The sequence below is a fragment of the Streptomyces sp. NPDC088812 genome, from assembly GCF_044750285.1.
GTDB lineage: Bacteria > Actinomycetota > Actinomycetes > Streptomycetales > Streptomycetaceae > Streptomyces.
Genome location: NZ_JBIVJP010000036.1, coordinates 13974 through 36588 on the forward strand (window position 1 = coordinate 13974; position 22615 = coordinate 36588).

A 22615-nucleotide genomic window follows, 5' to 3' on the forward strand; every position below is an offset into this window, starting at 1 on the left:
GGAGCCGGATCGGTGCGGGCGGTTGCCGGCCGCCGCCGGGCGGTGTTCCGTGCACCGCCCGCTGACCGGCAAGGTCGCGATCGTCACCGTCCCCGCTTTGCCGGCGGAACCGGACGCGTCCGGCGTCCGAAGGCCGTGCGGCGGCCCGGTCAGGAGGTGAACGTCATGGTGTCGAGCTGCAGCGAGCCGATCTCCTTGCGGGAGGAGACTCCCAGCTTCGCGAACACCTTGCGCAGATGCCATTCGACCGTGTGAGGGCTGAGGAACAGCCGGGCGGCGATCTCCGGGTTGGTGAAGCCCCCCTGCGCGAGTCGGGCGATCTCGACCTCTTTCGCGGTGAGGGCCACCGGGGGAGCCGAGGCGCGTTTGCGGACCGTCGCTCCGGTGGCCTGCAGTTCCCGTCGCGCGCGCTCCGCGAACGCCTCGGCCCCGGCCTCGGCAAGCATGTCGTGCGCCTCGCTCAGCCGGGAACGGGCTTCCGCCCTCCGCTGTTCGAGGCGGAGCCACTCACCGTGGCGGAGCCGTGCCCGGGCACTGTCGATCCGGGTCTCTGCGGCGTCGAGCTGCTCGATCGCCTCCCGGTGCAGGGCGTCGGCGGCCCGCCCCTCGCTCACCAGGGCACGAACGGCGGCGGAGGTGCCTCGCGCCCAGGGGGTTCCGCTGGCCTGGGCCATCTCCTCGATCGTCCGCGCGGCCTCGGCCGCGCGCGCGGTCCGCCCCAGCCGTACGGCCGCTTCGACGAGTTCCACCCGGGACTGGAGGGACAGTCCGAGTTCCTGCGGATTCTCACATCCGCGCCCGGCGGCGGCGTAGGCCTCCTCGTAGCGGCCGAGGCCGTTGTACAGGACCGCCGCCGCCCACTGGGTAGCCGTCGTCACCTTGCCCTCGCCCTGCAGGACAGTGTCGTGCGTGACGGCTTCGATGGCCTGCCGGGTCGTGGACTCCCGTCCTTTGAAGGGCTCCACCACGAGGGCTCCGTAGTGCGCGAAGAAGCTGCTGCCCGTGGCTTCACCGATCGCGTGCGCTTCCACGACGAGGGAATCGGCGTGGCGGAGGTCGCCGGCGAACACCCGGTTCGACAGGCGCAGAAGGAGGGCCGAGGGCAGCACTGCCAGCGCTCCGGTGCCGCGGGCGAGGTCGACCAGCCGCGCCGAGAGTTCGGAATAGGCGGCGAAGTCCCAGGTGTTGTGGGCCATGCGGCACACGAGGGGAAGCCACCCCAGGCCGTCCTCCGGTGAGTGCCCTTGTGTCCGGAAGGCTGTCACGGCCTCCAGGAGGAGCGGGACGCCCACGGAGTAGCCCTCGGTGATCACCCGTGCGAGACCGGTCAGCAGGAGATTCTCGCGGCTCGGCGTGCGGACGTGGTCCGTCACCCTCAGCACCGCCTCGGCGACGTCGCGGACGCCGCCGGTGGCCAGCCGGCCCGCGGTCAGGGCCGCGTAGATGGCGTCCCGGTAGGTCTGACCGGTGAGTTCGGGGTCGTACGGCTGGAGTCGCTCGGCCGCTTCGAGCAGCTGTGGCAGTGCGGCGCTGGCGCTTTTGGCGGCGGACATGATCTGTCCCCGCAGCAGGGTCGCCTGTCCGGCGCCGACCTCGTCGAGCGGGCTCAGTTCCGCAGCGTCGACCAGTTGCCGCGCGGTGTCGTAGGCGCCCGCCCGGTACTTGGCCCGCGCGGCGGCCAGGGCCCTGGCTCCGCGGCGTACGGGGTCCGGAGTCAGATCGGTGGCCCGGTGCAGGAAGGCCGCCGCCGCCGCGATGCCCCCGCGCGCGTGCGCCCGGTCGGCGGTGCCTTCCAGTTCGGCGGCGACGGCCTCGTCAGGGCGCGACGTCGCGCTCGCGAGGTGCCATACGCGGCGTTCGGGGTGGAGGCTCGCGTCGATCGAGTCGGCCAGGGCTCTGTGCACGCGCCGGCGTTCCCTGAAGCCGACGGCGCGGTACGCCGCGGAGCGGACCAGCGGGTGGCGGAAGCGTACCCACGGGCCGAGCGTGATCAGGCCCGACGCCTCGGCGTGGGTGACGGCGGTGTCCACGGAGATGCCCAGGCGCTCGGCGGCCTGCCGCAGCAAGGACACGTCACCGACCGGCTCGCTGGCGGCGATGAGCAGCAGCAGCTGCGTCTCCGGCGGAAGTGACCGGATCCGGCGGAGGAAGCCCGCCTCGATCTCGCCGGACAGCGGCCGGTCCGTGAGTCCGCCGAAACCTCCGGCCCGTTCCACGGCGGTCAGAGCGCGCGGCAGTTCCATCAGGGCCAGCGGGTTGCCGCGTGTCTCGGCGACGATGCGGTCCCGCACACTCGGATCGAGCGGGCCGGTGACGACCGAGTCGAGGAGTGCGCGGGACTCACGCTCGTCCAGTCCGCGTACGGCGAGTTCCGGCAGGTCGTCGAGGATCTCCCGGGAGCCGGACTCCCGGACGGCCAGGACGAGCAGAACCGACTCGGCGAGCAGCCGGCGCGCGACGAACTCCAGAGTCTGCGCGGAGACCCGGTCCAGCCACTGCGCGTCGTCGACCAGGCAGACCAACGGCTCGTCGCCGACGGCCCCGGCGAACAGGCTCAGGGTGGCCAGGCTGACCAGGAACCTGTCGGGTGTGTCACCGGCCCGCAGCCCGAACGCCGTGCTGAGGGCGTTCCGCTGCGGCTCGGGAAGATCGTCGAGATGGGACAGCAGCGGAGCGCAGAGCTGATGCAGCCCGGCGTAGGAGAGTTCCATCTCGGACTGCACACCGGCCGCCCTGACGACCCGGCATCCGGTGGCCCGTTCGAGGAGGTGGTTCAGCAGCTCGGTCTTCCCGATCCCGGCCTCGCCGCGCACCACCAGGACCCCGCTGCGTCCGACCCTGGCCTGCGCGAGCAGGTCGTCGAGCACCCGGCACTCGTCCCGCCGCCCGATGAGTCCGGCCCGTGTCCCGCCCCTCGCCATGACCGCCTCCCGACTGTCACGATACCCCGGCGTTCACGGCACGCCGGTGGCCCCTCGGTGGCTCAGGCCATCGACGCCATGACGGCCGCCGTGCCCACGAAGGTCACCATGGTGATCACTGCCATGGCGATCAGTGTCCCGCGCAGCCACCGCCCGAACCGGATGTGGTTCGCCGCCTCGGCCGCGCCGATGCTGTCGGCGATGTGCTGCGTCACCATACGGGCCACGTACTTCTGCTCTTCGAGGTACCAGAGCTCGATGTCCCTCTTCTGCTCGTGGGTCAGCCCGTCGGTCTGCCCGGTGAAGGCGGCCACGCGCCGACGGGCGGTACTGAGGTGAGCCTCTCGGTACAGATACGCCTCCAGGTCGGCCAGTCCACGAGCGGCCTGCTTGTCCGTGTTCATGATGCGCTTCCTCCACGAAGGGGGCGAGGGGCCCGGCCGGTCGCTCAGCCGGTGGCCTGCGCGGCCGTGTTGATCAGGCGCGCGACCTCACCGGGGTGCGAGACGCTGACCGCGTGGGACGCGGCGACGGCCACCGCCGTGGCCCCCGCGCGCTCCGCCATGTAGTTCTGCGCCCGCGCCGGGATGTTCCGGTCCTCCGTGGCCACGAGGACCCAGGACGGGATGTTCCTCCACGCCGGGGCGGAGGCACCTTCCGCCAGCGCGGCATCGGTCACGGGCCGCTGGGTGGCGGCCATGATCGCCGTGGTCCCTTCCGAGACGTCGGCGGCGAACTGCTGGTGGAACTTGCTCTTCTCGATGTAGAGGTCCGCGACCTGGCTTCCGTCGGGCAGGGTGACCGGCACCGGGCGGAGCGCCTCCGCGAGGGTGCTGCCCGGAAACCTGCCGGACAGGGCGACCGCGCTCTCGGCCTCGTCCGGCAGGAAGGCCGCGACGAAGACGAGCGCCTTGACGTTGTCGAGTCCCCGCGCGGCGTTGCTGATGACCGAGCCGCCGTAGGAGTGGCCGGCGAGGACCACGGGGCCGTCGATGGAGGCCACGAGCTGTCGGACGTAGTCGCTGTCCCCGGCCAGCCCGCGCAGCGGGTTGCTCGCGGACACCACCGTGTAGCCGTGGGACTGGAGCCCGTCGACGACGCCGTTCCAGCTGGAGGAGTCCGCGAACGCGCCATGGACGAGGACGATGGTCGGCTTCTGCGCACCCATGAGAGTGGCCTTTCTTCGAGTCGGTGAGTCGGTGAGTCGGTGAGTCAGTGAGTCAGTGAGAATGCGGCCGGCTTCCCCGGCGTGAAAAGGCGTTGATTCGCCGGGCGCGAGGTTTCAGTCGGTGCCGAGGGCCTTGCGCAGGACGTGAATCGCCTGCTCGATCGCCGCGGTGGAGGCCTGAGTTCCGCGCACCGGGTTCAGCATCATGAAGTCGTGCAGGGTGGCGTTGTAGCGGATGCTCGTGGTCGGCACGCCGGCCTGGACGAGCTTGCGGGCGTACGCCTCGCCCTCGTCGCGCAGTACGTCGTTCTCGTCGACGACGACGAACGCCGGCGGCAGCCCGCGGAGGTCCTCCGTCGTCGCGCGCAGCGGGGACGCGGTGATCTCGGCCCGCTCGACGGGGTCGGTGGTGTAGGCGTCCCAGAACCACTCCATCGCCTTCGCCGTCAGGTGCGGTCCGTGGGCGAAGGTCCGGTAGCTCTCGGTGTCCTGGCCCGCGTCGGTGACGGGGTAGTACAGCGACTGGTGCAGGAAGGTCACGTCGCCGCGCCGCTTGGCCAGGTGGGTGAGGGCGGCGCTCATGTTGCCGCCGACGGAGTCACCGGCGACCACCAGGCGGGAGCCGTCCAGGCCTTCTTCGCCGCCCTTGGTGGTGACCCACTGGGCGGTCGCGTACGCCTGCTCGACGGCGACGGGGTACTTCGCCTCCGGGGAGCGGTCGTACTCGACGAAGACCAGGGCCGCCCGGGCTCCGACGGCCAGTTCGCGCACCAGACGGTCGTGGGTGCCGGCGTTGCCGAGGATCCAGCCGCCGCCGTGCACGTAGAGGACGACCGGCAGGACACCGGTGGTGCCGGCGGGCTTGACGATGCGCACCCGCACGTCGCCGACCTCGGCCGGGACGGTGATCCACTTCTCGTCCACGACGGGCTTCTCGACCGGCCCGGACTGTACGTCGTCGAGCAGCCTACGGGCGCCCTCGACACCGAGTTCGTACAGCAGCGGCGGCTTGGCGGTCGCGTCGGCGAATCCCTGCGCGGCGGGTTCCAGAACGATGTCGCTCACGGTCTGCTCCTCGAAAGGTGGCGGGTTCGGAATTTCGCTTTCCACCTCATGAGACCGGGCCGGGAGTCGATGTGTGACGCGGCGGCGAGAACGGCACGGAAATCGCTCACCGGATTCCGGTGTCGTCAGTCGGCCGCCACCTGGGTGGGATCGGTGGGCCTCGGCAGCAGGTGATCGTCGATGTACAGATCGACGTGCTCGTTGTAGAACGCCGTCAGTCCGGCGATGCGGTTGGCGTGAACGGTCGGGAAGTCGTACGTCCAGGCGATGTCCTCGTGGGAGGCGGCGCCGCTGTCGAAGGACCAGTAGCCGCTCGTCGTCCCCTTGTAGGGGCAGCGGGTCACCGTGTCCGAGTGCCGCAGCCGGGACCAGTCGACGGTCGTGCGGTCGAGGTAGTAACGGGTCGGCAGGCCGGTCTCGAACAGCTTCACGCAGCCGGACGCCTCGGCCAGCACGACACCGTCCAGCTCGACGCGGACGCTGCTGCCGGACCGCAGGGCGTCCACACGGGAGTAGGGGCTCCGGGGGTGGACGAAGACCGGCTCGTCCTCCTCGAACCAGGAGTCCAGCGCCTCCCACTCGAAGCGCACGGTGTCGTGCAGGGCTCCCGGGGCGCCCTCTCCCCAGACCCACGCCGCTCCCGCACGGAACTCCGGGCCGACCTGAAGGGTGTGACGGTGCGCGGGGCCCGCGCCGAGCTGCTCCGTGTGCTTGTCGTCGTGGAGGACGCCGTCCACCAAGTCCTCCACCGGGATGCTGAACTGGGGGTACGCCTGCCATTCCCACACGTACAGCGCGCGGCGGGTGTCGAAGGCGACCCGGCCGCCGATCATTCCCCGGATACGGCGGGGAACGGGTTCGACGTGCCCGATCGGAACGATGAGGCTCGGGTGCAGGACACTTTCGGCTGCCATGGTGATCACCTTGAATCCGCTGACGGTGCGCTCGCCGTGCCCGGTGACCGTGGCCCCGGGACGACCGCGCTTGCTCGGGCCGACGGCCCTCCCCTACGCGGCCGATGCTATCGGCGGCGGCTCCCGGAGGCGGTGTCCGGACACACGTTGTCTTCACACGATGTGCCGGGGAGCGGGGCCGGCGCCGGAGACGGACGGGGCCCCGCGTCCGTGGCACCGGTCGACACCGGGATGCCACGGGCGCGGGGCCCCGCCGTACGAGGATCAGGCAGTGGGCCGCGGGGCGCGCAGGTGGGCGCGCTCCTTCAGCTCCGCCTCGTCGACCAGTTCCAACATGGGCTTGCCGGGGGCGCACATCATGGTGACGACGAACTCCGTCGGCTCGTCCGCCAGCGCGTTGCCGTCCTGGTAGTGGATGGTGTCACCGCCTGGCTCCCAGAAGGTGCCGCCGGGCTCGACGATGCGCTCCGGCTCGCCCTCCAGCTCGAAGCGGACGGCTCCCTTGACGACGTAGCCGAACGCCGGTCCGGAGTGACGGTGGGGTGGGGTGCCGGGGTCACCGGGCTCCCACCGGACGTGGATGGTCATCGCCGAGGCGCCTTCGGGAACAGTGATCGGCGAGGCGTCCTGGAGCAGTTTCGCCGCCCGGGTCCAGCTGGGACCGTCCTCGCCGCCGGTTCCGTGCCCGTGGTGGCCGTGGTGGGCATGTTCTGAGTTCTCCGACACTGAGTCGCACCTTTCGTGATGACACCGTGGTCGTTCCGGTCGCGAGGGACCGCTCGGTCTTCTGACCGGGTGCCCGCTGGATCTGTGACAGACGACGGCCGGCCTCGTCCGGCGCTCCGGGCCCGGCACGGTGTCACAGGAACCGGACGCGGCCTGTCTCAGGTGTGGTGACACCCAGCAGGGTCATCGGCCCCCGACGGAGGAGATCAAGATGAGAGTCGTCGTTGTAGGTGCCACCGGGCTGATCGGTTCCAGGACCGTCGCCAGGCTCCGGGACCACGGGGTGGAGGCCGTACCGGTCTCGCGTGGAGAAGGGGTGGACGTCGGCACCGGGCGGGGCCTGGACCGGGCGCTGCGCACCGCCGAGGTGGTCGTGGACGTCACCGACGCGCCCTCCCGGGAGCAGGAGGTGAGCACGGAGTTCTTCACCACCGCGACGGGCAACCTCCTCAAGGCCGCCACCGCGGCGGGCGTCGAGCACTACGTGGCGCTGTCCGTCGTGGGCGCCGACCGGGTCGGCTCGGGCTACTTCCGGGCCAAGGCGGCGCAGGAGGACCTGGCGCGGCACGCCACCGTTCCGTACTCCCTGGTGCGTGCCACACCGTTCTACGAGTCCGTGGAGGCCGCCGCGACCGCCGGCACCCGACCCGTTGTGCAGGTGCCGCCGCTGCTGCTGCGCCCGGTCTCGACGGACGACGTCGCCGCGGCGGTCGCCCATGTCGCGGTCGGGCTGCCGCTGTTCGGTGTGCTGGAGACCGCCGGGCCCGAAGAGCGCCGGCTCGACGACTTCGTCACCGAACTGCTGGCCACCACCGGCCGGACCGGCCCGGTGACAACGGACGCGCGGGCCCCCTTCTTCGGCGCGGTGCTCCGGGAACGGACACTGCTTCCCGGACCGGACGCCCATCTTGGCCACCACACGTTCACCCAGTGGCTCAAGACTCGCTGAGTCCACTGGGCGAGGTTCTCCGGGCCGCCCCCTCAGTCGTCCGCCGCGGGCCCGGGGCGTCGGGGAACGTCCGCGTCCGTGCCGGCCGAGGACCCGTGGCAGGTCCGCGCCCAGGTTCGGTCCGCAGAAGTCCGTTCTCGTACCGGCCGACCGAGCGGCCCGCGCTGCGGGCCCGGTCGACTGGCCGTAGGTGTCGAGGTCGATCGAGGCGACCGGCCCTTCAGCGGTCCGCGGGGCCTGGGCCGTGCCATCGCCGGCGTCGAGCGCGTCGAGCCACTTGATCTCCCCTTCCCTGTTGACGGCCCACACGGGACTCATCGGTGCCGTTCCGGACACCAGCGACCGCGCATCGGGCGTCCTCGGGATGCCCCAGGGCCTCGACCTCCTCGGCCACGGGCCGCCGCCAGAGCCGTACGGCGGGACGTGCTTCCTCGGCGAACGCCGCGAACAGGGCACCGCCGTGCGCGCGGGCCGTGGTCGTGGTCGTGGTCGTGGTCGTGGCGGTGGCGGTGGCGGTGGCGGTGGTCGCGGTGTACCAGTTGAGCGCCTCCCCCTGTTGTGGTCAGCGGCGGTGACCGACAGCGCGTTGGCGCTCAGGGGCACGACGGGGCGGCCCGCAGAGTCCACGCAGGAGCGAGTCCAGCACGGGATCGTGCTCGGCCGGCCACGCGGCGCCGTCGTTGCGCCGCTGGGAGGTGCAGGGGTCGGCCATCGCCCGGTGGTAGCGGCTCCACAAGGTCTGCGGCGAACAGCGCCGGTGCAAGGCCACGATGCGAGCGAGGTCGCCGGGCCCGTCGGGACGATCCGCGGTGCGCGGCGCATACGTGCGTTTGACACAGTGGCACACCTCGACGTTCGCCGCACCGGGGTCGGCGCACGGAGCGTGCGGCGTCCTCGACGACGTCGGTCACCTTCCGGGCTGCGAGACCACTCACCGCGGGCGAGGAACGGACCTCACCGGTGTGAGCGCCGGGCCGACCGCGGGGACGAGCAGGGCCACGGCGATGCCGGCGCCGGCCGCAACGGTGAGGGGAAGTACGGGCTCGGCCGATGCGGGAGGCGGAGTTCATGCCAGATACCTTTCGGGCGAGAGGGTGCCCGCCGCGTCCGGAGGGGCGGCGGGCGGTGTTGGTGTCCCCGATGGGTTGTGTGTCCTTGATCAGGACCGGTGCCGGCCGCTGATCTCCTTGTGCTCCGCCTCCGTGGGCTTGGGGACCTGAGTGCCGGGGCCGTAGAGGCCGCGGCTGAGCCCGGCCCGCAGGCGCTGGAGGCGGCCGGCCGTGCTGCCGCCCCCGCCCAGGGGGCGGTGCTGCTCGTGGGCGGTCAGGGTGTGCAGCCGCTCCTGGTCGAGGGGCACATGGATCTCGACGTACCCGCCGTGCGGAAGACGTTTGATGACGCCGCTCTCGCGCCCGTGCAGCACCTTGTCGCGGTCCCGCCGCTGCAGGCCCAGTGCCAGGCGTACGGTGACGACGAAGGCCAGGACCGGGACGACGAGAAGACCGATCCGCACGGCCCAGGTCACGGCGTTGACGGAGACGTGCAGTCGGATGGCGATCAGGTCGTTGGCGGCACCGATCAGCGCCACCAGGTAGACGCTGAGCCAGGCCACCCCGAGCCCGGTGCGCACCGGCCGGTTGCGGGGCCGGTCCAGCAGGTGCTGCTCACGGTTGTCACCCGTGACCCAGGCCTCGATGAAGGGGTAGGCACCCATGGCCAGGAAGAACAGCACACCGACGAGCAGGGGCAGGAAGGTGTCCAGCGCCAGGGTGCGGCCCCAGAAGTCGATCTCCCAGCCCGGCATGACACGCAGGAAGCCGTCCGCGACGCCCATGTACCAGTCGGGCTGGGAGCCGGCCGAGACCTGGTCGGGGCGGAAGGGCCCGTAGTTCCACACCGGGTTGATCTGCGCGACGGCGGCCATGAAGAAGATGACACCGGAGACGAGGAAGAAGAAGCCGACCGCCTTGACCGCGTACACCCGGAAAGGCAGGCCGACGACGTTGGTGTCGGTGCGGCCGGGTCCCGGAAACTGCGCGTGCCGGTGCCGTACGGCCAGGGCCAGCTGGCCGACGATCACCGCGATCACGAGTCCGGGGATGACCAGGACGTGGAGGATGTTGAAGCGGGCGATCAGGTCGTCGCCGGGGAACTCTCCGCCGAAGAGGAAGAACGACAGATAGGTCCCCACGACCGGGACCGACAGCAGGGTGCCGTGGACGACCCGCAGCCCCGTCCCCGACAGCAGGTCGTCGGGCAGGTCGTAGCCGGTCAGCCCCCCGAACATGGCCAGGACGAGCAGCAGGAAACCCAACACCCAGTTCAGTTCACGCGGCTTGCGGAACGCTCCGGTGAAGAACACCCGCAGCATGTGCGCGAGCAGCGCGGCGACGAAGACCAGGGCCGCCCAGTGATGGGCCTGCCGGATGAGCAGACCACCACGGACGTCGAAGGAGAGGTGCAGGGTCGAGTCGAACGCCTCCGACACCAACTGGCCCCGCAACGGGAGGTAACCGCCCTCGTAGACCACGAGGTCGGAGGAAGGGTGGAAGAAGAAGCTCAGGTAGACACCGGTGATCAGCAGGACGACGAGACTGTAGAGCGCGATCTCGCCCAGCATGAACGACCAGTGGCCGGGGAAGACCAGACGCCGGACGGAGCGAGACGCGCCGCGGTGGCCCAACCGGTCCTCCATCCACTGCGCGAGCCTCTGCCCCGGCTCGGCCGGCCGGCTGTCGTTGCCCATCTCTTCACCATTCGTTTCTGCGTGCGCCGGTACCACGGACCCACGGCGATGTCCGGGACCGCGGCGCCGTCAGCCGCTGCGGGCATCGGCTGCGCGTGCCGGTCACACGGTTGATTCCGGCTCGTCCCTGGCTGCGATGTTCCGGCACGATGCGTGAACCGCTGTCGTAGTCAAGACCGGTGAGACGGCTCGGGTGTGACATCGGGCCTTACTCCGTGTGTCACACCGTTGGACGGAGCCCGGTCACATGGACGACCGCACGCACAGGTCGCCGACCGCCCGCCCCACCCCCATGACCGAGGAGAGCAGGCACATGACCGACAGCCCCCTTCCACCCCTGCGTCCGATGCCGGACGACTGGCATCGGGCACTGGCCGTGGTGGCCCACCCCGACGACCTCGAATACGGCTGCTCGGCCGCTGTGGCGTCCTGGGTGGCCGACGGCCGGCAGGTCACCTACGTACTCGCCACCCGTGGCGAGGCCGGGATCGACACCCTGCCTCCGGAACGGGCCCGGTCGCTGCGCGAGACGGAGCAGCGTGCGGCCGCCGCGGCCGTCGGCGTCCCCACCGTGGAGTTCCTCGACCACCAGGACGGTGTGATCGAGTACGGCGTGGCCCTGCGCCGTGACATCGCCGCGGCCGTCCGGCGGCACCGGCCGGACATGGTGATCACACTGAACCACCGGGACACCTGGGCCCACGGCGCCTGGAACACCCCGGACCACGTGGCGGTGGGGCGCGCCGTACTGGACGCGGCGGCGGACGCGGGCAACCGCTGGATCTTCCCGGAACTCACCGGGCGAGGGCTGCGGCCCTGGAACGGCGTCCGGTGGGTGGCCGTCGCCAACTCGCCGACGCCGACCCACGCGGTGTCCGCCGAGCCGGGCTTCGAGCAGGGGGTCCGGTCCTTGCTGCGGCACCGCGCGTACATCGAGGCATTGACCGACGAGGACCCCGAGACGTACGCGCGCCGTTCCCTGGCCGACAGCGCCCGCGTCCACGGCCCCCGGTTCGACGGCCGGCCCGCCGTCGCCTTCGAGCTGTTCAGCAGGTGACCGAACGCCCCCTGATCTCCCACACCGAGAGAGGACCATCCATGAGGTACGCGTCACCCGCCGTGCTGGACGCCGGACCGTCCGACGGCGTCGACCCGGACGAGTTCGTACGCGCGGCCATGCGCTGGCACTTCAGCCCGGCGACCGGCTCCCGCTACTGGCTCGACCGGGCCGGCCGGCTCGGTTTCTGTCCGCGGCACGACGTCAAGGGCGTGGACGACCTCGCGCTCTTCCCCGACCTGACCGACGAACTGCGGAACGTCCCGGTGGCGGACCTGGTCCCCCGGGGCTACGGAGGCGGCGCCCGGCTGGTCAACGTCTTCGACAGCGGCGGAACGACCGGGGCGCCCAAGCGGGTCGTCCAGCTCGACGACTGGCTGCGGCACAGCACGGAGCACGTCGACAAGCGGCTGCGGGAGCACGGCCTGCCCGTCGGTGCCCAGTGGCTGACCGTGGCGCCGACCGGCCCGCACCTGGTCGGAGACGTGCTTCAGCGGGCGGCGGGGTCCCTCGGCGGCCCGGGGCTCAGCGTCGACATGGATCCCCGCTGGGTGAAGAAGCTGGTCGCCGCGGGCCGGAGCGACGAGGCGGAGTCCTACACCGACCATCTCGTCGAACAGTGCCGGCGGATCCTGCTGACCCAGGACATCGGGGTGCTCGCCGCCACCACACCGCTGCTGGAGCGCTTCGCCCGCGAGGACGACCTCCTGGAGCGGATCAACGGCTCCGTCCGGGCCATCGTCTGGGGCGGCACCCACATGGACCCCGACACCCGCCACCTGCTCGCCACGGAGGTCTTCCCCGACGTGCCGCTCATCGGCATGTACGGCAACACCATGATGCTCACCGCGCTGCTCGAACGGGCCGGTCTCAGCGCCTCGGAGCCCTGCGTGTTCGACCCGGTGTCGCCGTACGTGTTCCTGTCGGTCGTCGACCCCGGCACCGGGGAACGGGTCGGAGTCGGTGAGCGGGGCCAGGTGATCGTCAACCATGTCAGCAAGTCGATGCTGATCCCGAACAACGCCGAACGCGACACGGCCGTGCGGGTGCGGCCGGCCGGCGGTCAGGCGGGCGACGCCATCACGGACGTGGCGCCGGTGCCCACGGTGCGGGGCGAGACGGTGATCGAGGGCGTTTACTGATGACGGCTGCGGAGATCACCGGGCCGGTCCACCTGGACGCACTGGGCCCCCGCGGGCCCTACCGGACGCGGGTGCCGAGCGCGGTGACGGATGTGTCCGGTGCCGAGGTGGCGCGCATGAGCCTGGTGCCGCCGGTGTACGTCGCACGGGCGCTGGCCGCACTGCGCAGTGCCGAGCCTGTGCCGGCGGCCGACGTCGACGGGCTGCTGGGGGCGGCCGGCGAGGAGTTCGCCACCGGCACCGTCGGCGGATTGGGCGTACGCGCCTACGAACACCTCGTCAGCCGCACCTCCGGCAGCCCGCTGAAGGTGGTGCGCGCGGCGACGCGGGGCACGGCGCGCTCCGTGGCTCTGGCCCGTTCGTCCGCCGAGCAGGGCAGGCCGCGCGGGGCGGTGTCCGACCGCCGGGAGCCCGCTCCGGGGGCCGGGCACGCCGTCTGGGCCCGGCGGGGCGAGGTGTTCGCCGTCAACGCCTCCGGCAACCATCCCGGTGTCCACCGGCTGTGGCTGGAGGCGCTGGCCCTGGGCTACCGCGTCGCCGTGCGTCCGTCGCGGCGGGAGCCGTTCACCCCGCACCGCCTGGTCGCGGCGCTGCACCGGGCGGGGGTCCGGCAGGACCAGCTGGTGCTGCTGCCCACGGACCACCGGAGCGCCGACACACTGATCCGCGGTGCCGACCGCACGGTGGTGTACGGCGGCGACGAGGTGGTCGCCCGGTACGCCCGTGATCCCCGCGTGCTGCCGCAGGGGCCCGGCCGGAGCAAGATCCTCGTCACCGCGGACACCGACTGGCGGGAGCACCTCGACACGATCGTCGGTTCGGTCGCCGACGAGGGCGGGACCACATGCGTCAACGCCACCGCCGTCTACGTCGAGGGCGATCCGGCGCCGCTCGCCGAGGCCCTCGCGGCCCGGCTCTCCCGGCTGCCCGCACTGCCGCCCCAGGACCCGCGGGCGGTGCTCCCGGTCTGCCCGGTGGACCGGGCGCGGGCCCTCGGCTCCCACCTGAGGTCGGTGGCGGCGGGGACGCGTGCCTGGCTCGGGGGTGACGGTGTCGTCGACGACCTCGGGGACGGAAGTGCCGTCCTGCGTCCCGCCGTCCATCAGGTCGGCAGCGCCGATGCGACGCAGCTGAGGGTGGAACTCCCCTTCCCCTGCGTGTGGGTGGCGCCCTGGAGCCGCGCGGACGGCACCGCCGCGCTGCGGGACACGCTCGTGCTCTCGGCCCTCACCCGCGACCGTGCCCTGGTCGACGCGCTGCTGGCGGAACCCACCATCGCCAATGTGTACGTCGGTGACCACCCGACCCACTGGATGGCTCCCGGAGTGCCCCACGACAGCTACCTCTCGGACTTCCTGATGCGCAGCAAGGGCGTCGTCGGCGTCCTGTGACACGCGCTCAGTGCGGCATGAGCAGCATCAGGGCCGTCCCCAGCGCCATCGCACCGTCGCGCGAGTGACCGTACGGGTCCGTCGCGGCGGCGCGGTGCGCGGGGGCCGTGGCGATCCTCAGCGACGGCATGGGGCGGGTCAGCGACCGTACCGCGCAGGCCAGGAGGAACGCCGTCAGCAGAGCGGTGACGCCGACGGGGACCACCCGGCCGTGGGGTGCCCGCAGCATCCACGCCATCGCCGCCATGCCGGCCGCGGGCGGCAGCCGGGCGGCGATCGCCGCCGTGGTGTCCGTGTCCGCCGTACGGAGGCTCAGGGCGGTCAGCGGGAACCACAGGGCGGCGGCCGTGAAGAGGACCGCCGTGGTCCGGCCGGGCAGCGAGTGGCCGAGGCTCCAGGGCATCGCCGCCATGGCCAGGGCCATGACGCAATGGAGGAGGTGATCCACTCGGTCACGGCGCCCCGTCCTCCGGGACCGCACGCCCTGCCACAGTGCGTGCACCGCCACGACGGCGAAGAGCACGGTCAGCATGAGGTGCACGAGGTCGACGGGAGTACTCACAACAGTCTTGACCAGGTGCGCGATCGATCCGTGACAGGCGCGTCCCCCGGGTCTCGAGTGCCACGGTGTGACACCTGTGGCCCGCTTGCAGTACGGGGTGCCCGAAGCCGCAAGGGACGATCCGTGCACGCCGGTACCCGCCCCGGCACCCTTGGCCGGACAACCCAGGACTTCCTCGCGGCGCGCCCGCAGATCTTCGGTATCGCGTACCGCGTCCTGGGCGGTGCGGTGGAGGCCGAGGACATCGTGCGGGAGACCTGGCTGCGGTGGCGGACCACGGACCGCACGAGGGTCGACGAACCCGCCGCCTTCCTGACCACGGTGGCCACCCGGCCGGCGATCGACCTGGCGAAGTCCGCACGGGTACGCCGGGAGGCCTACGACGGGTCCTGGCTCCCCGAGCCCGTCGGCACCGCGCACGATCCGCAGCCGGGAGCGGAGCGGGCCGAGGACCTGGAGCTGGCGGTTCCGCTGCTCCTGGAGAAGCAGCCGCCGATGTCATCACAGCGGCTCGGACGGTGGCGGGATCCGCGGCTCGGACGGGATCCCGGTGGTCGGACAAACCCACGTGTCCCGGTGTCCCGTGGCCTTCGCCCCGCGCTTGTGGCCCCGGGCCGGCATCCGGCGGGTCGAGGTGAGCGGCCTGCCCGCCGTGCCGGTCTCGTCCGGCGGTGAGGCCGTCGCCCTGTTGTTCGCCGACGTTCCGGCGGAAGGCATCGACCCGGCTCGTCTGGGTGATGAACCCGGCCGAGCTCTCGCTTCACGTGGCCTCGCTGAACGGCCGTGCCTGACCCGGCCCGGTCGTGCCGGCCACCGTTCACATCGTTCGCGCCGCTGTCACAAACCACCGTCTGCCCTTGTCACCAGTAAGTGACCCACCCAGAGCGACGGGAGCAATCGTGGCCATGACCGAACAACGACTCGCCACCGCGGTGCTGGTGATCGGCACCGGCGGAGCCGGCCTGCGGGCGTCGATCGAGCTGGCCGAGGCCGGCGTCGATGTCATCGCCGTCGGCAAACGCCCCAAGGAGGACACCCACACCTCTCTGGCCGCCGGCGGGATCAACGCGGCCCTGGCCACGATGGACCCCGAGGACACCTGGCAGCAGCACGCGGCGGACACGCTCAAGGAGAGTTACCTGCTCGGCGACCCCCGGACGGCCGAGATCGTCACCCAGGGCGCCGCCCAGGGCATCGACGACCTGGAGCGCTACGGCATGGCCTTCGCGCGCGAAGGGGACGGCCGGATCTCCCAGCGCTTCTTCGGCGCCCACACGTTCCGCCGTACCGCCTTCGCCGGCGACTACACCGGCCTGGAGATCCAGCGCACCCTCATCCGGCGTGCGAGCCGGCTGGACATCCCCATGCTCGACAGCGTCTACATCACCCGCCTCCTGGTCCACGACGGTGCCGTCTTCGGCGCCTACGGCTTCGACCTCGACAACGGCACCCGCCTCCTCATCCACGCGGACGCCGTCATCCTCGCGGCGGGCGGACACACACGCATCTGGCGGCGTACCTCCTCACGACGGGACGAGAACACCGGCGACTCCTTCCGGCTGGCGGTCGAGGCCGGGGCCCGGCTGCGCGATCCCGAACTGGTTCAGTTCCATCCCTCCGGCATCATCGAACCGGAGAACGCCGCCGGCACCCTGGTCAGCGAAGCGGCCCGCGGCGAGGGCGGCATCCTGCGCAACGCCCTCGGCGAGCGGTACATGAACCGCTACGACCCCGAGCGTAGGGAACTGTCCACGCGCGACCGCGTGGCGCTCGCCTCCTATACCGAGATCAAGGAGGGCCGGGGCACGCCCAACGGCGCGGTCTGGCTCGACGTGTCCCACCTCCCCCGCCAGACGATCATGGAGCGGCTCCCCCGGGTCTACCAGACGCTCCTCGACCTGCAGATGCTCGACATCACCCGCGAACCCATCGAGGTCGCCCCCACGGCGCACTACTCGATGGGCGGCGTCTGGGTCCGGCCCGAGGACCACAGCACCGACGTCCGCGGCCTGTACGCCATCGGCGAGGCCGCGAGCGGCCTGCACGGTGCCAACCGGCTCGGCGGCAACAGTCTCATCGAACTCCTGGTCTACGGCCGTATCACCGGCCAGGCCGCCGCGGCCTACTCGGACTCGCTCACCGCGCAGCCCCGCAGCGCGTCCGCCGTGGCCCGGGCCCGCGCCGAGGTCGACGAACTGCTCGCCGCCGACGGACCCGAGAACGTCCGCGCCCTCCAGCGCGCCATCCGCGACACCATGACCGAACACGCCGGCGTGGTCCGTGACGAGCAGGGTCTGCGCGCCGGTCTGGCGGAGCTGGACCTCATCGAGAAGCGCATGGAGAACGTCGGAGTCCACCCCGACATCGCCGGTTTCCAGGATCTCGCCCACGCCTTCGACCTGAGATCGGCCGCCCTGGCGGCCCGCGCCACCCTGGAAGCGGCACTGGAACGCCGGGAAACCCGCGGTTGTCACAACCGCAGCGACTTCCCCGACATGGACCCCGCCTTCCGCGTCAACCTCGTCTGGTCCCCGACGACCGGAATCACCCACGAGGACGTTCCCCCCGTCCCGGAGGAGATCGCGTCCCTCATGGCGGAGGTCTCCACCGAAGGAAAACTCGTCGAATAGCCGGCGGACACCGGGGACACACGGTGGCCTTGTCACAACAGACGTGCGCACCCGGTCTTTCCTTGTACCGACACATCAGCATGTTTCACGAAAGGGTTCCCACATGAAGGTCGTAGTCATCGGCGGCACCGGACTGATCGGCTCGAAGCTGGTCGCCAAGCTCAACGAGCATGGCCACGAGGCGGTGCCGGCCGCCCCCAACACCGGTGTCAACACGCTCACCGGTGAAGGCCTGGCCGAGGTCCTGACCGGCGCCTCGGTGGTGATCGACGTGTCCAACTCGCCGTCCTTCGCGGACGACGCCGTCATGGACTTCTTCCGCACCTCGACCACCAACCTCCTCAAGGCGGAGGCGGAGGCCGGTGTCACCCACCACGTGGCCCTCTCCGTGGTCGGCACGGAGCGGCTCCAGGAGAGCGGCTACTTCCGTGCCAAGCAGGCACAGGAGGGTCTGATCAAGGACTCGGGCATCCCGTACTCCATCGTCCACGCCACGCAGTTCTTCGAGTTCATGAAGGGCATCGCCGAGTCGGCGACCGACGGCGACACCGTCCGTCTGGCCCCGGTCAAGATCCAGCCCATCTACTCCGACGACGTGGCCGCCGCCGTCGGCCGCACCGCAGTCGGCACTCCCGTGGGCGGGGTGGTGGAGGTCGCCGGCCCCGACGTGTTCCAGCTGGACGAGCTGATCCGCAAGGGCCTTGCCGCCAAGAACGACCCCCGCGAGGTCGTGACCGACACGCACGCGCCGTACTTCGGTGCGGAACTGCAGGAGACCACGCTGCTCCCGGGTCCGGACGCGCGCATCGCGGAGACCCGGTTCACCGACTGGCTCGCGCAGCAGCACTGAGCCGCCGGGGGGCGAGCCCCGGGAGGAAGGTCCGCCGCCCGCGCGTGGGGCCTGTCGTCCGCACTGCGGCACGGCGGGCCCCTCAGTGCGTTTCCGGCACGGCGACGGCCGGGACGCCACCCCCCGTCATGTTTTCTGCGGTCCTGCAAGAGGGCCGCTGGCCTCCGGGCCCGACATGACTGGTCCCCCCTGTGCCAGGCCGTCAGCGGGCGGCAGGTCTGCATGACGTGGATGCGCGCATACGGCACCGAAGCGCCAGGAGCGCGACACCCACCCCACTCCACACGTGTCCTTCCGCTCGGCGACGACACGTTCCGTCTCAGGGGCGGTCTGCGCATCAAGGACATCGAGCTGCCCCTGGACATCCACATGGGCCTGGCCGGGAAGGCGGATGGGCGGGGCGGTCCCGGTACCGGGACCGCCCCGCCCATCCGCCTTCCCGGCCCTGTCGGTCCGGCCGTTCTCACGTCACTCGGCCCGCGCTCACGCGGCCGTCTTCGTCGCAGCCGTCCGACGCGCCGTGCGCCGTCGGGTGGCGCGCCGCTCCCCTTCCGTCGTACCGCCCCAGATACCTTCGACGGGGCCCGCGTCGACGGCCCACGCCAGACACTGCTCCATCACGGGACAGCGACGGCAGACGGCCTTCGCGTCGTCCGTCTGCATCACCGCCTGGCCACTGTTGATGTTGCCGATCGGGAAGAAGAGATCAGGGTCCTCGCGTAGGCAGAGGCCCCTGTCGCGCCAATCCATGAAACACCTCCTGCGTAAGGAACGGACACTGCTCGGGGGTTGCTCGTCATGTGGGGGAGCGTGCGCAACGCGGGTGGGCGATACAGCACCACTTTTCACTTGAGAAGACCGGACGGTCGGTGAGTGTGTGACATCGAACCGGTGCCGACCGGCCCTCCCGGGGGCCCGCCGAGGAACTCACCGCGAAAGGGTCACGAAGCGCCCGCGCCCCCGGGCTTCCGTGAGAACACCGGCACAAGAGAAACGGAGACCGAAGGATCATGCTTCGCGCCGAAGGGGCGGAAGCACTGGAACCGGCCCTCCTCCTGGTGCTGGAGCAGCTTTCCCCGGCCGAGCGTGCCGCGTACGTCCTGCGGGCCTTCGGCTACGCCTGTCCCGACATCGCGCGGATGCTCCGGCTCGGTGTCGTCACCGTGGGGAAGATCGTGAGCCTCACACGCGGACTGCTCACCGACGAGCACCGTCCACAGCGTGTCAGGGGAGAGGCTGGTTCCAGGAGCGCAGTTTGTCGGGGTTGAGGACGACCCAGACCTGTACGACACGGGAGCCGGCTATGTCGAGGGTGACGACCGCGGCGACCTGGCCGTCGTAACGGACCACCAGACCCGCGCGTCCGTTGACGGAGCCGGTGTGCAACGTGGTGCGCGGATGCCGGGCGAGCAGGGTCAGCAGACTCCGGGCGACCCGCTCGCCGCCGGTGACGGGCCGGGTCAGGACACGGACCTTGCCACCGCCGTCGAAGAACGCAGTGGCCTCCTGGTCCAGCAGGGACGCCAGCCGGCCGGTGTCCTCGTCGGCGCACGCCTGCCGTACGGCGTGGACGATCTCGTCCTGTCGGCGTGGGGATGCCGGCCGCGCTTGCCGCGCTCGGAGGCTGTGCCGGGCCCGGTCCACAGGCTCGGCGCGGTCCGGCTCGGGCCTGCCCAGGCTGTCCGCGGTTGTGGGCCCCGTCGTTCCGAGGAGGTCGTCGAGCACCAGCACCGCTCTCTCGGCCGGGGACAGCGCGTCCACGGTCCGCCGCAGCACCGCGTCGACCTCGTCCTCCAGGCCGGTGCCGCGCCGTCGCCTCCCGCGCGCGGACCCTTGTGCGTCACCGTGGTGGTCGGACACGTCCAGCCGCGCCAGGGAGATGCTTCCCACGACCTGGATCAGCCAGGCACGCGGTGTCCTTATCCGCGCCCGCTGCTGGTCGGAGAGCTCGTACCACTCGCGGTACGCCTCGTCGATGACGCGCTCGGCCGCTACGGGGCTGCCCAGCATCCAGTGGGCGACATCCAGCAGATGCCGCCGCTCGTCGAGCAACTCCGCGATCGGCAGGGTGTCACCGACAGGTTCCATACCGCCTCCTCCTTCCGAACGGCTCTCCGGCCGCACTGCCGCTGAGGCGGCACGCGCATCGGAACGTTACCCGCGGTGTCCGAGAACTCCGGCGATCGTGACATCTCCGCAACGAAAACACGCTTACCTGTGGACCCACTGTTCGAGAACATGTTCAGTGGCAATACCGTGCGTTCCGGGAACGGCCCGTCCGCGAGGTCCATGTACGTGAGGTCCATGTACGTGAGGTCCAAGTGAGGTCCACGTACCCCGGGCGGCTCTTCACACACTCGTCTCCCGACGGAGATCAGCATGCGCAACTCGGTGCGTGCGTACCGCGGCGGTCGGAACCGTGCTGCGTCCTGCCGCACGGCGCCCCGCTCTCGCGGGACGCTCCTGACCCCGGCTGCGAACTGCCGTAGCGGACGTCGCCGTACGACAGGCCGTTCCCTGACGGGCCGCGCGGGCGGACTCGGTGGGTTCTCGCGACAGACGATGTGTTCTCCCCGCCGCCCGCGCGCTCCGTTCCCGACCGGCGCGGGCCGCCGCATAGAATGTCCGGGTAGCATCCCCGATGCTGGGCCGTGTGACGGAGCCGGCGCATCGGACGGTCCCGGCAGAGGACGAGAGGAACGCATGATCTCCGTGACCCCCACGGCTCGCAACATCGAGATCACCGCCGAGAGCCTTCAGGAGGAGCTGGCCCGGCTGGAGATCCAGAAGCAGGCGCTGGAGAGGGAACTGACCGCGGTCACCGCGCACCTCGGCTCCGTGCAGCGAGCCCTCAGCGCCTTCCAGGCCCTCATGCCCGAGACTCCCCCGTCACCCGCGGCATCCGCTCCCGTGGCGGCGGACACCGCCGAGGACGCCGACGAGAGCCGGACGACGGCCGGCCGCACCGACGCCGACGCCGACAGCGCGAAGAGGTACGGCAAGCTCACCGAACAGATCCTGGCGTACTTCGCCGAAACCGGCGACGTCGATGTGCGTGCCCGCGATGTCGCGGCCGCCCTGGGCCGCGACACCGACAGTGGCAGCATCAATGCCGTCCGGAGCACGCTCGACCGTCTGGTCGGCACCTCCCGCGTCCGCCGTGTCGGCCGCGGGCTGTACCGCGCGGTCAGGCCCGGTCGGTGACCGTCACGTCCGCCTCGTGGACCAGGGACGTACGGTGGGCGTACTGAATTGTGCACATCTTCTTGCCACCGAAGGACGACGTTGTTGCCGGCCGACGGGAAGTAGTCGGTGGGCTGCCGGGGAGCCGCCGTGGAGACGTAGGCCTGTCCGGTCGGCACCGACGTCATCGTCAAGAGGTACGGCTCCGACCTGCGGCGACGCGCCCGTGAGCGCGCCGCGCCGGAGAGCTCGCGGTCGCGCAGGGAAGTAACAGCGCCTGGAGACGACACTGTTGTGCGCTGAACGCACCAGACGTGCTCCGCCGAAACAGTGGGGCAGCTGTGCTCCGGGGCGACGCGCTCTTCACACGGTCATCGCGCGCTCCAGTGGCCCTCCAATATCCCGGCCACCTCCGCGGGCCGCTGGAGCACCGGCCAGTGGTTGCAGTCCATCTCGATCACCTCGGAGACGCGCAGGGAGGCTCCGAGCTTGCGCCCGAACTCGATCTGGCAGGCGGGGTCGAGCGCTCCCCAGAAGACCAGGCAGGGCGCCGACACGGCGGACAGCCCCGGCTCCCACTCCGACCCCATGGTGACCGCGGACCGGTACAGCCTGAGGACGGCGTCCTTCATCGGCTCGTCCATGCGGCTCGCCATCTGCCTGGCCAGGTCGACCGGCACGTCGAAGCCGGCCGCCAGGTCTTCGGCGAAGGGCTCCGCCCGCAGTTCGCTCATGAAGCGGTCGCCCTCGGCCTGGTCCTGCCAGATCTTGGCCAACGGGTGCCATACGTATCCCGCGTTGACGGGACCGTTGCCTCCGGCCCAGGTACGCACCAGATCGGGGCGCAGGCCGGCGACGCGGAGGGTCAGGATGCAGCCCCAGTCGTGACCGACCAGGTCCACCGGCTCGCCGACCCGCTCCAGCCGTCGGATGAGCCAGTCGACATACTCCTCCTTGGTGGAGCCGAAACCGGCCGGGCGCGGGGCGCCGAAACCGGGCAGGTCCCAGGCTTGTACGTCGGGCCTGGTCAGGTGCTGCCGCACACCGTCCCATACGTGGTGGGTGTCGGGGACTCCGTGGATCAGGATCGCGGGCACGAGTGACATCCTTCATCAGGGGACGACGCGTCGTCCGTACGGGCGAAATGCCATCCTGTCACACTGTTGTTTTCTCCTTCCGTCACGGAAGCCACTCGCATCGACCGCAGCCTCCCCCCGGGCGGCCGACGACTCGTCAGCGCCGCTGCCCCCGGCACCCACACGATCAGTGTCACCCATGGACCTGTCCGCGTGGAACAGCGTGGCGGACCCG

At 71.2% G+C, this 22615-nt stretch carries 20 protein-coding genes; 9 read left to right on the forward strand and 11 right to left on the reverse strand.

The window, feature by feature from the left end; translation table 11 throughout:
* Positions 1-149: 149 nt before the first annotated feature.
* From ACIP67_RS41100 to ACIP67_RS41125, 6 genes are all read right to left on the reverse strand, one after another.
* The gene (locus ACIP67_RS41100; RefSeq protein WP_401699319.1) at positions 150-2921 is read right to left on the reverse strand and encodes an AAA family ATPase; all 2772 of its coding nucleotides are present in this window, start codon (positions 2919-2921) and stop codon (positions 150-152) included.
* A 62-nt stretch (positions 2922-2983) separates the two neighbouring features.
* Complete coding sequence (locus ACIP67_RS41105; protein ID WP_401699321.1) at positions 2984-3325, reverse strand: hypothetical protein; 342 nt, start codon at positions 3323-3325, stop codon at positions 2984-2986.
* Positions 3326-3369: 44 nt separating this feature from the next.
* Positions 3370-4089 (reverse strand): alpha/beta fold hydrolase, encoded by a 720-nt coding sequence (locus ACIP67_RS41110; protein WP_401699323.1) that lies wholly within the window; start codon positions 4087-4089, stop codon positions 3370-3372.
* 114 nt (positions 4090-4203) lie between these two features.
* Complete coding sequence (locus ACIP67_RS41115; protein WP_401699325.1) at positions 4204-5154, reverse strand: alpha/beta hydrolase; 951 nt, start codon at positions 5152-5154, stop codon at positions 4204-4206.
* Between the two features lie 125 nt (positions 5155-5279).
* Entirely contained in the window at positions 5280-6068 is a 789-nt protein-coding gene (locus tag ACIP67_RS41120; protein WP_401699327.1) for a DUF427 domain-containing protein, read from the reverse strand.
* A 264-nt stretch (positions 6069-6332) separates the two neighbouring features.
* Positions 6333-6794, reverse strand: coding sequence for a cupin domain-containing protein (locus ACIP67_RS41125; RefSeq protein WP_401699329.1), 462 nt, complete (start codon positions 6792-6794; stop codon positions 6333-6335).
* Positions 6795-7005: 211 nt separating this feature from the next.
* On the opposite strand from ACIP67_RS41125, the gene ACIP67_RS41130 reads away from it, so the two are divergent.
* Positions 7006-7743 carry an SDR family oxidoreductase gene (locus tag ACIP67_RS41130; protein WP_401699332.1) on the forward strand — a complete coding sequence of 246 codons (738 nt, stop codon included), beginning with the start codon at positions 7006-7008 and terminating at the stop codon, positions 7741-7743.
* Between the two features lie 1159 nt (positions 7744-8902).
* On the opposite strand, the gene ACIP67_RS41135 is transcribed toward ACIP67_RS41130, so the two are convergent.
* A complete protein-coding gene (locus ACIP67_RS41135; RefSeq protein ID WP_401699335.1) occupies positions 8903-10489 on the reverse strand; it encodes a cytochrome bc complex cytochrome b subunit in 1587 nt (528 codons plus the stop codon).
* A 313-nt stretch (positions 10490-10802) separates the two neighbouring features.
* On the opposite strand from ACIP67_RS41135, the gene ACIP67_RS41140 reads away from it, so the two are divergent.
* Genes ACIP67_RS41140 through ACIP67_RS41150 form a run of 3 tightly spaced genes read left to right on the forward strand, consistent with a single transcriptional unit; the run spans position 10803 to position 14079 of the window.
* Positions 10803-11546: a PIG-L deacetylase family protein gene (locus ACIP67_RS41140; protein WP_401699337.1), complete on the forward strand. Its 744-nt coding sequence runs from the start codon at positions 10803-10805 to the stop codon at positions 11544-11546.
* Positions 11547-11587: 41 nt separating this feature from the next.
* Positions 11588-12688: a phenazine antibiotic biosynthesis protein gene (locus ACIP67_RS41145; protein WP_401699340.1), complete on the forward strand. Its 1101-nt coding sequence runs from the start codon at positions 11588-11590 to the stop codon at positions 12686-12688.
* On the forward strand, positions 12688-14079 hold the full coding sequence (locus tag ACIP67_RS41150) for an aldehyde dehydrogenase family protein (protein ID WP_401699342.1): 1392 nt from the start codon (positions 12688-12690) through the stop codon (positions 14077-14079). Before ACIP67_RS41145 ends, ACIP67_RS41150 begins: the two co-directional genes overlap by 1 nt.
* A 7-nt stretch (positions 14080-14086) precedes the next feature.
* Here ACIP67_RS41150 and ACIP67_RS41155 read toward each other — a convergent pair whose 3' ends face one another.
* Positions 14087-14641 carry a DUF5134 domain-containing protein gene (locus ACIP67_RS41155; protein WP_401699345.1) on the reverse strand — a complete coding sequence of 185 codons (555 nt, stop codon included), beginning with the start codon at positions 14639-14641 and terminating at the stop codon, positions 14087-14089.
* 123 nt (positions 14642-14764) lie between these two features.
* On the opposite strand from ACIP67_RS41155, the gene ACIP67_RS41160 reads away from it, so the two are divergent.
* The 3 genes from ACIP67_RS41160 to ACIP67_RS41170 all read left to right on the forward strand — a co-directional run bounded on the left by ACIP67_RS41160 (position 14765) and on the right by ACIP67_RS41170 (position 18121).
* Complete coding sequence (locus ACIP67_RS41160; protein ID WP_401699347.1) at positions 14765-15316, forward strand: sigma factor; 552 nt, start codon at positions 14765-14767, stop codon at positions 15314-15316.
* 230 nt (positions 15317-15546) lie between these two features.
* Positions 15547-17271, forward strand: coding sequence for an FAD-binding protein (locus tag ACIP67_RS41165; RefSeq protein WP_401699349.1), 1725 nt, complete (start codon positions 15547-15549; stop codon positions 17269-17271).
* A 103-nt stretch (positions 17272-17374) separates the two neighbouring features.
* On the forward strand, positions 17375-18121 hold the full coding sequence (locus tag ACIP67_RS41170; protein ID WP_401699351.1) for an SDR family oxidoreductase: 747 nt from the start codon (positions 17375-17377) through the stop codon (positions 18119-18121).
* Between the two features lie 483 nt (positions 18122-18604).
* Here ACIP67_RS41170 and ACIP67_RS41175 read toward each other — a convergent pair whose 3' ends face one another.
* A complete protein-coding gene (locus tag ACIP67_RS41175; protein WP_401699353.1) occupies positions 18605-18871 on the reverse strand; it encodes a WhiB family transcriptional regulator in 267 nt (88 codons plus the stop codon).
* 260 nt (positions 18872-19131) lie between these two features.
* On the opposite strand from ACIP67_RS41175, the gene ACIP67_RS41180 reads away from it, so the two are divergent.
* Positions 19132-19389, forward strand: coding sequence for a hypothetical protein (locus ACIP67_RS41180; protein WP_401699355.1), 258 nt, complete (start codon positions 19132-19134; stop codon positions 19387-19389).
* Here ACIP67_RS41180 and ACIP67_RS41185 read toward each other — a convergent pair.
* Positions 19346-20209, reverse strand: a complete 864-nt coding sequence (locus ACIP67_RS41185) for an RNA polymerase subunit sigma (protein ID WP_401699357.1) — start codon at positions 20207-20209, stop codon at positions 19346-19348. The two genes, ACIP67_RS41180 and ACIP67_RS41185, sit on opposite strands and share 44 nt — an antisense overlap.
* A gap of 615 nt (positions 20210-20824) precedes the next feature.
* On the opposite strand from ACIP67_RS41185, the gene ACIP67_RS41190 reads away from it, so the two are divergent.
* Positions 20825-21325 carry a hypothetical protein gene (locus tag ACIP67_RS41190; RefSeq protein WP_401699359.1) on the forward strand — a complete coding sequence of 167 codons (501 nt, stop codon included), beginning with the start codon at positions 20825-20827 and terminating at the stop codon, positions 21323-21325.
* Positions 21326-21675: 350 nt separating this feature from the next.
* Here ACIP67_RS41190 and ACIP67_RS41195 read toward each other — a convergent pair whose 3' ends face one another.
* Positions 21676-22410 carry an alpha/beta fold hydrolase gene (locus ACIP67_RS41195; RefSeq protein WP_401699361.1) on the reverse strand — a complete coding sequence of 245 codons (735 nt, stop codon included), beginning with the start codon at positions 22408-22410 and terminating at the stop codon, positions 21676-21678.
* Positions 22411-22615: the final 205 nt, after the last annotated feature.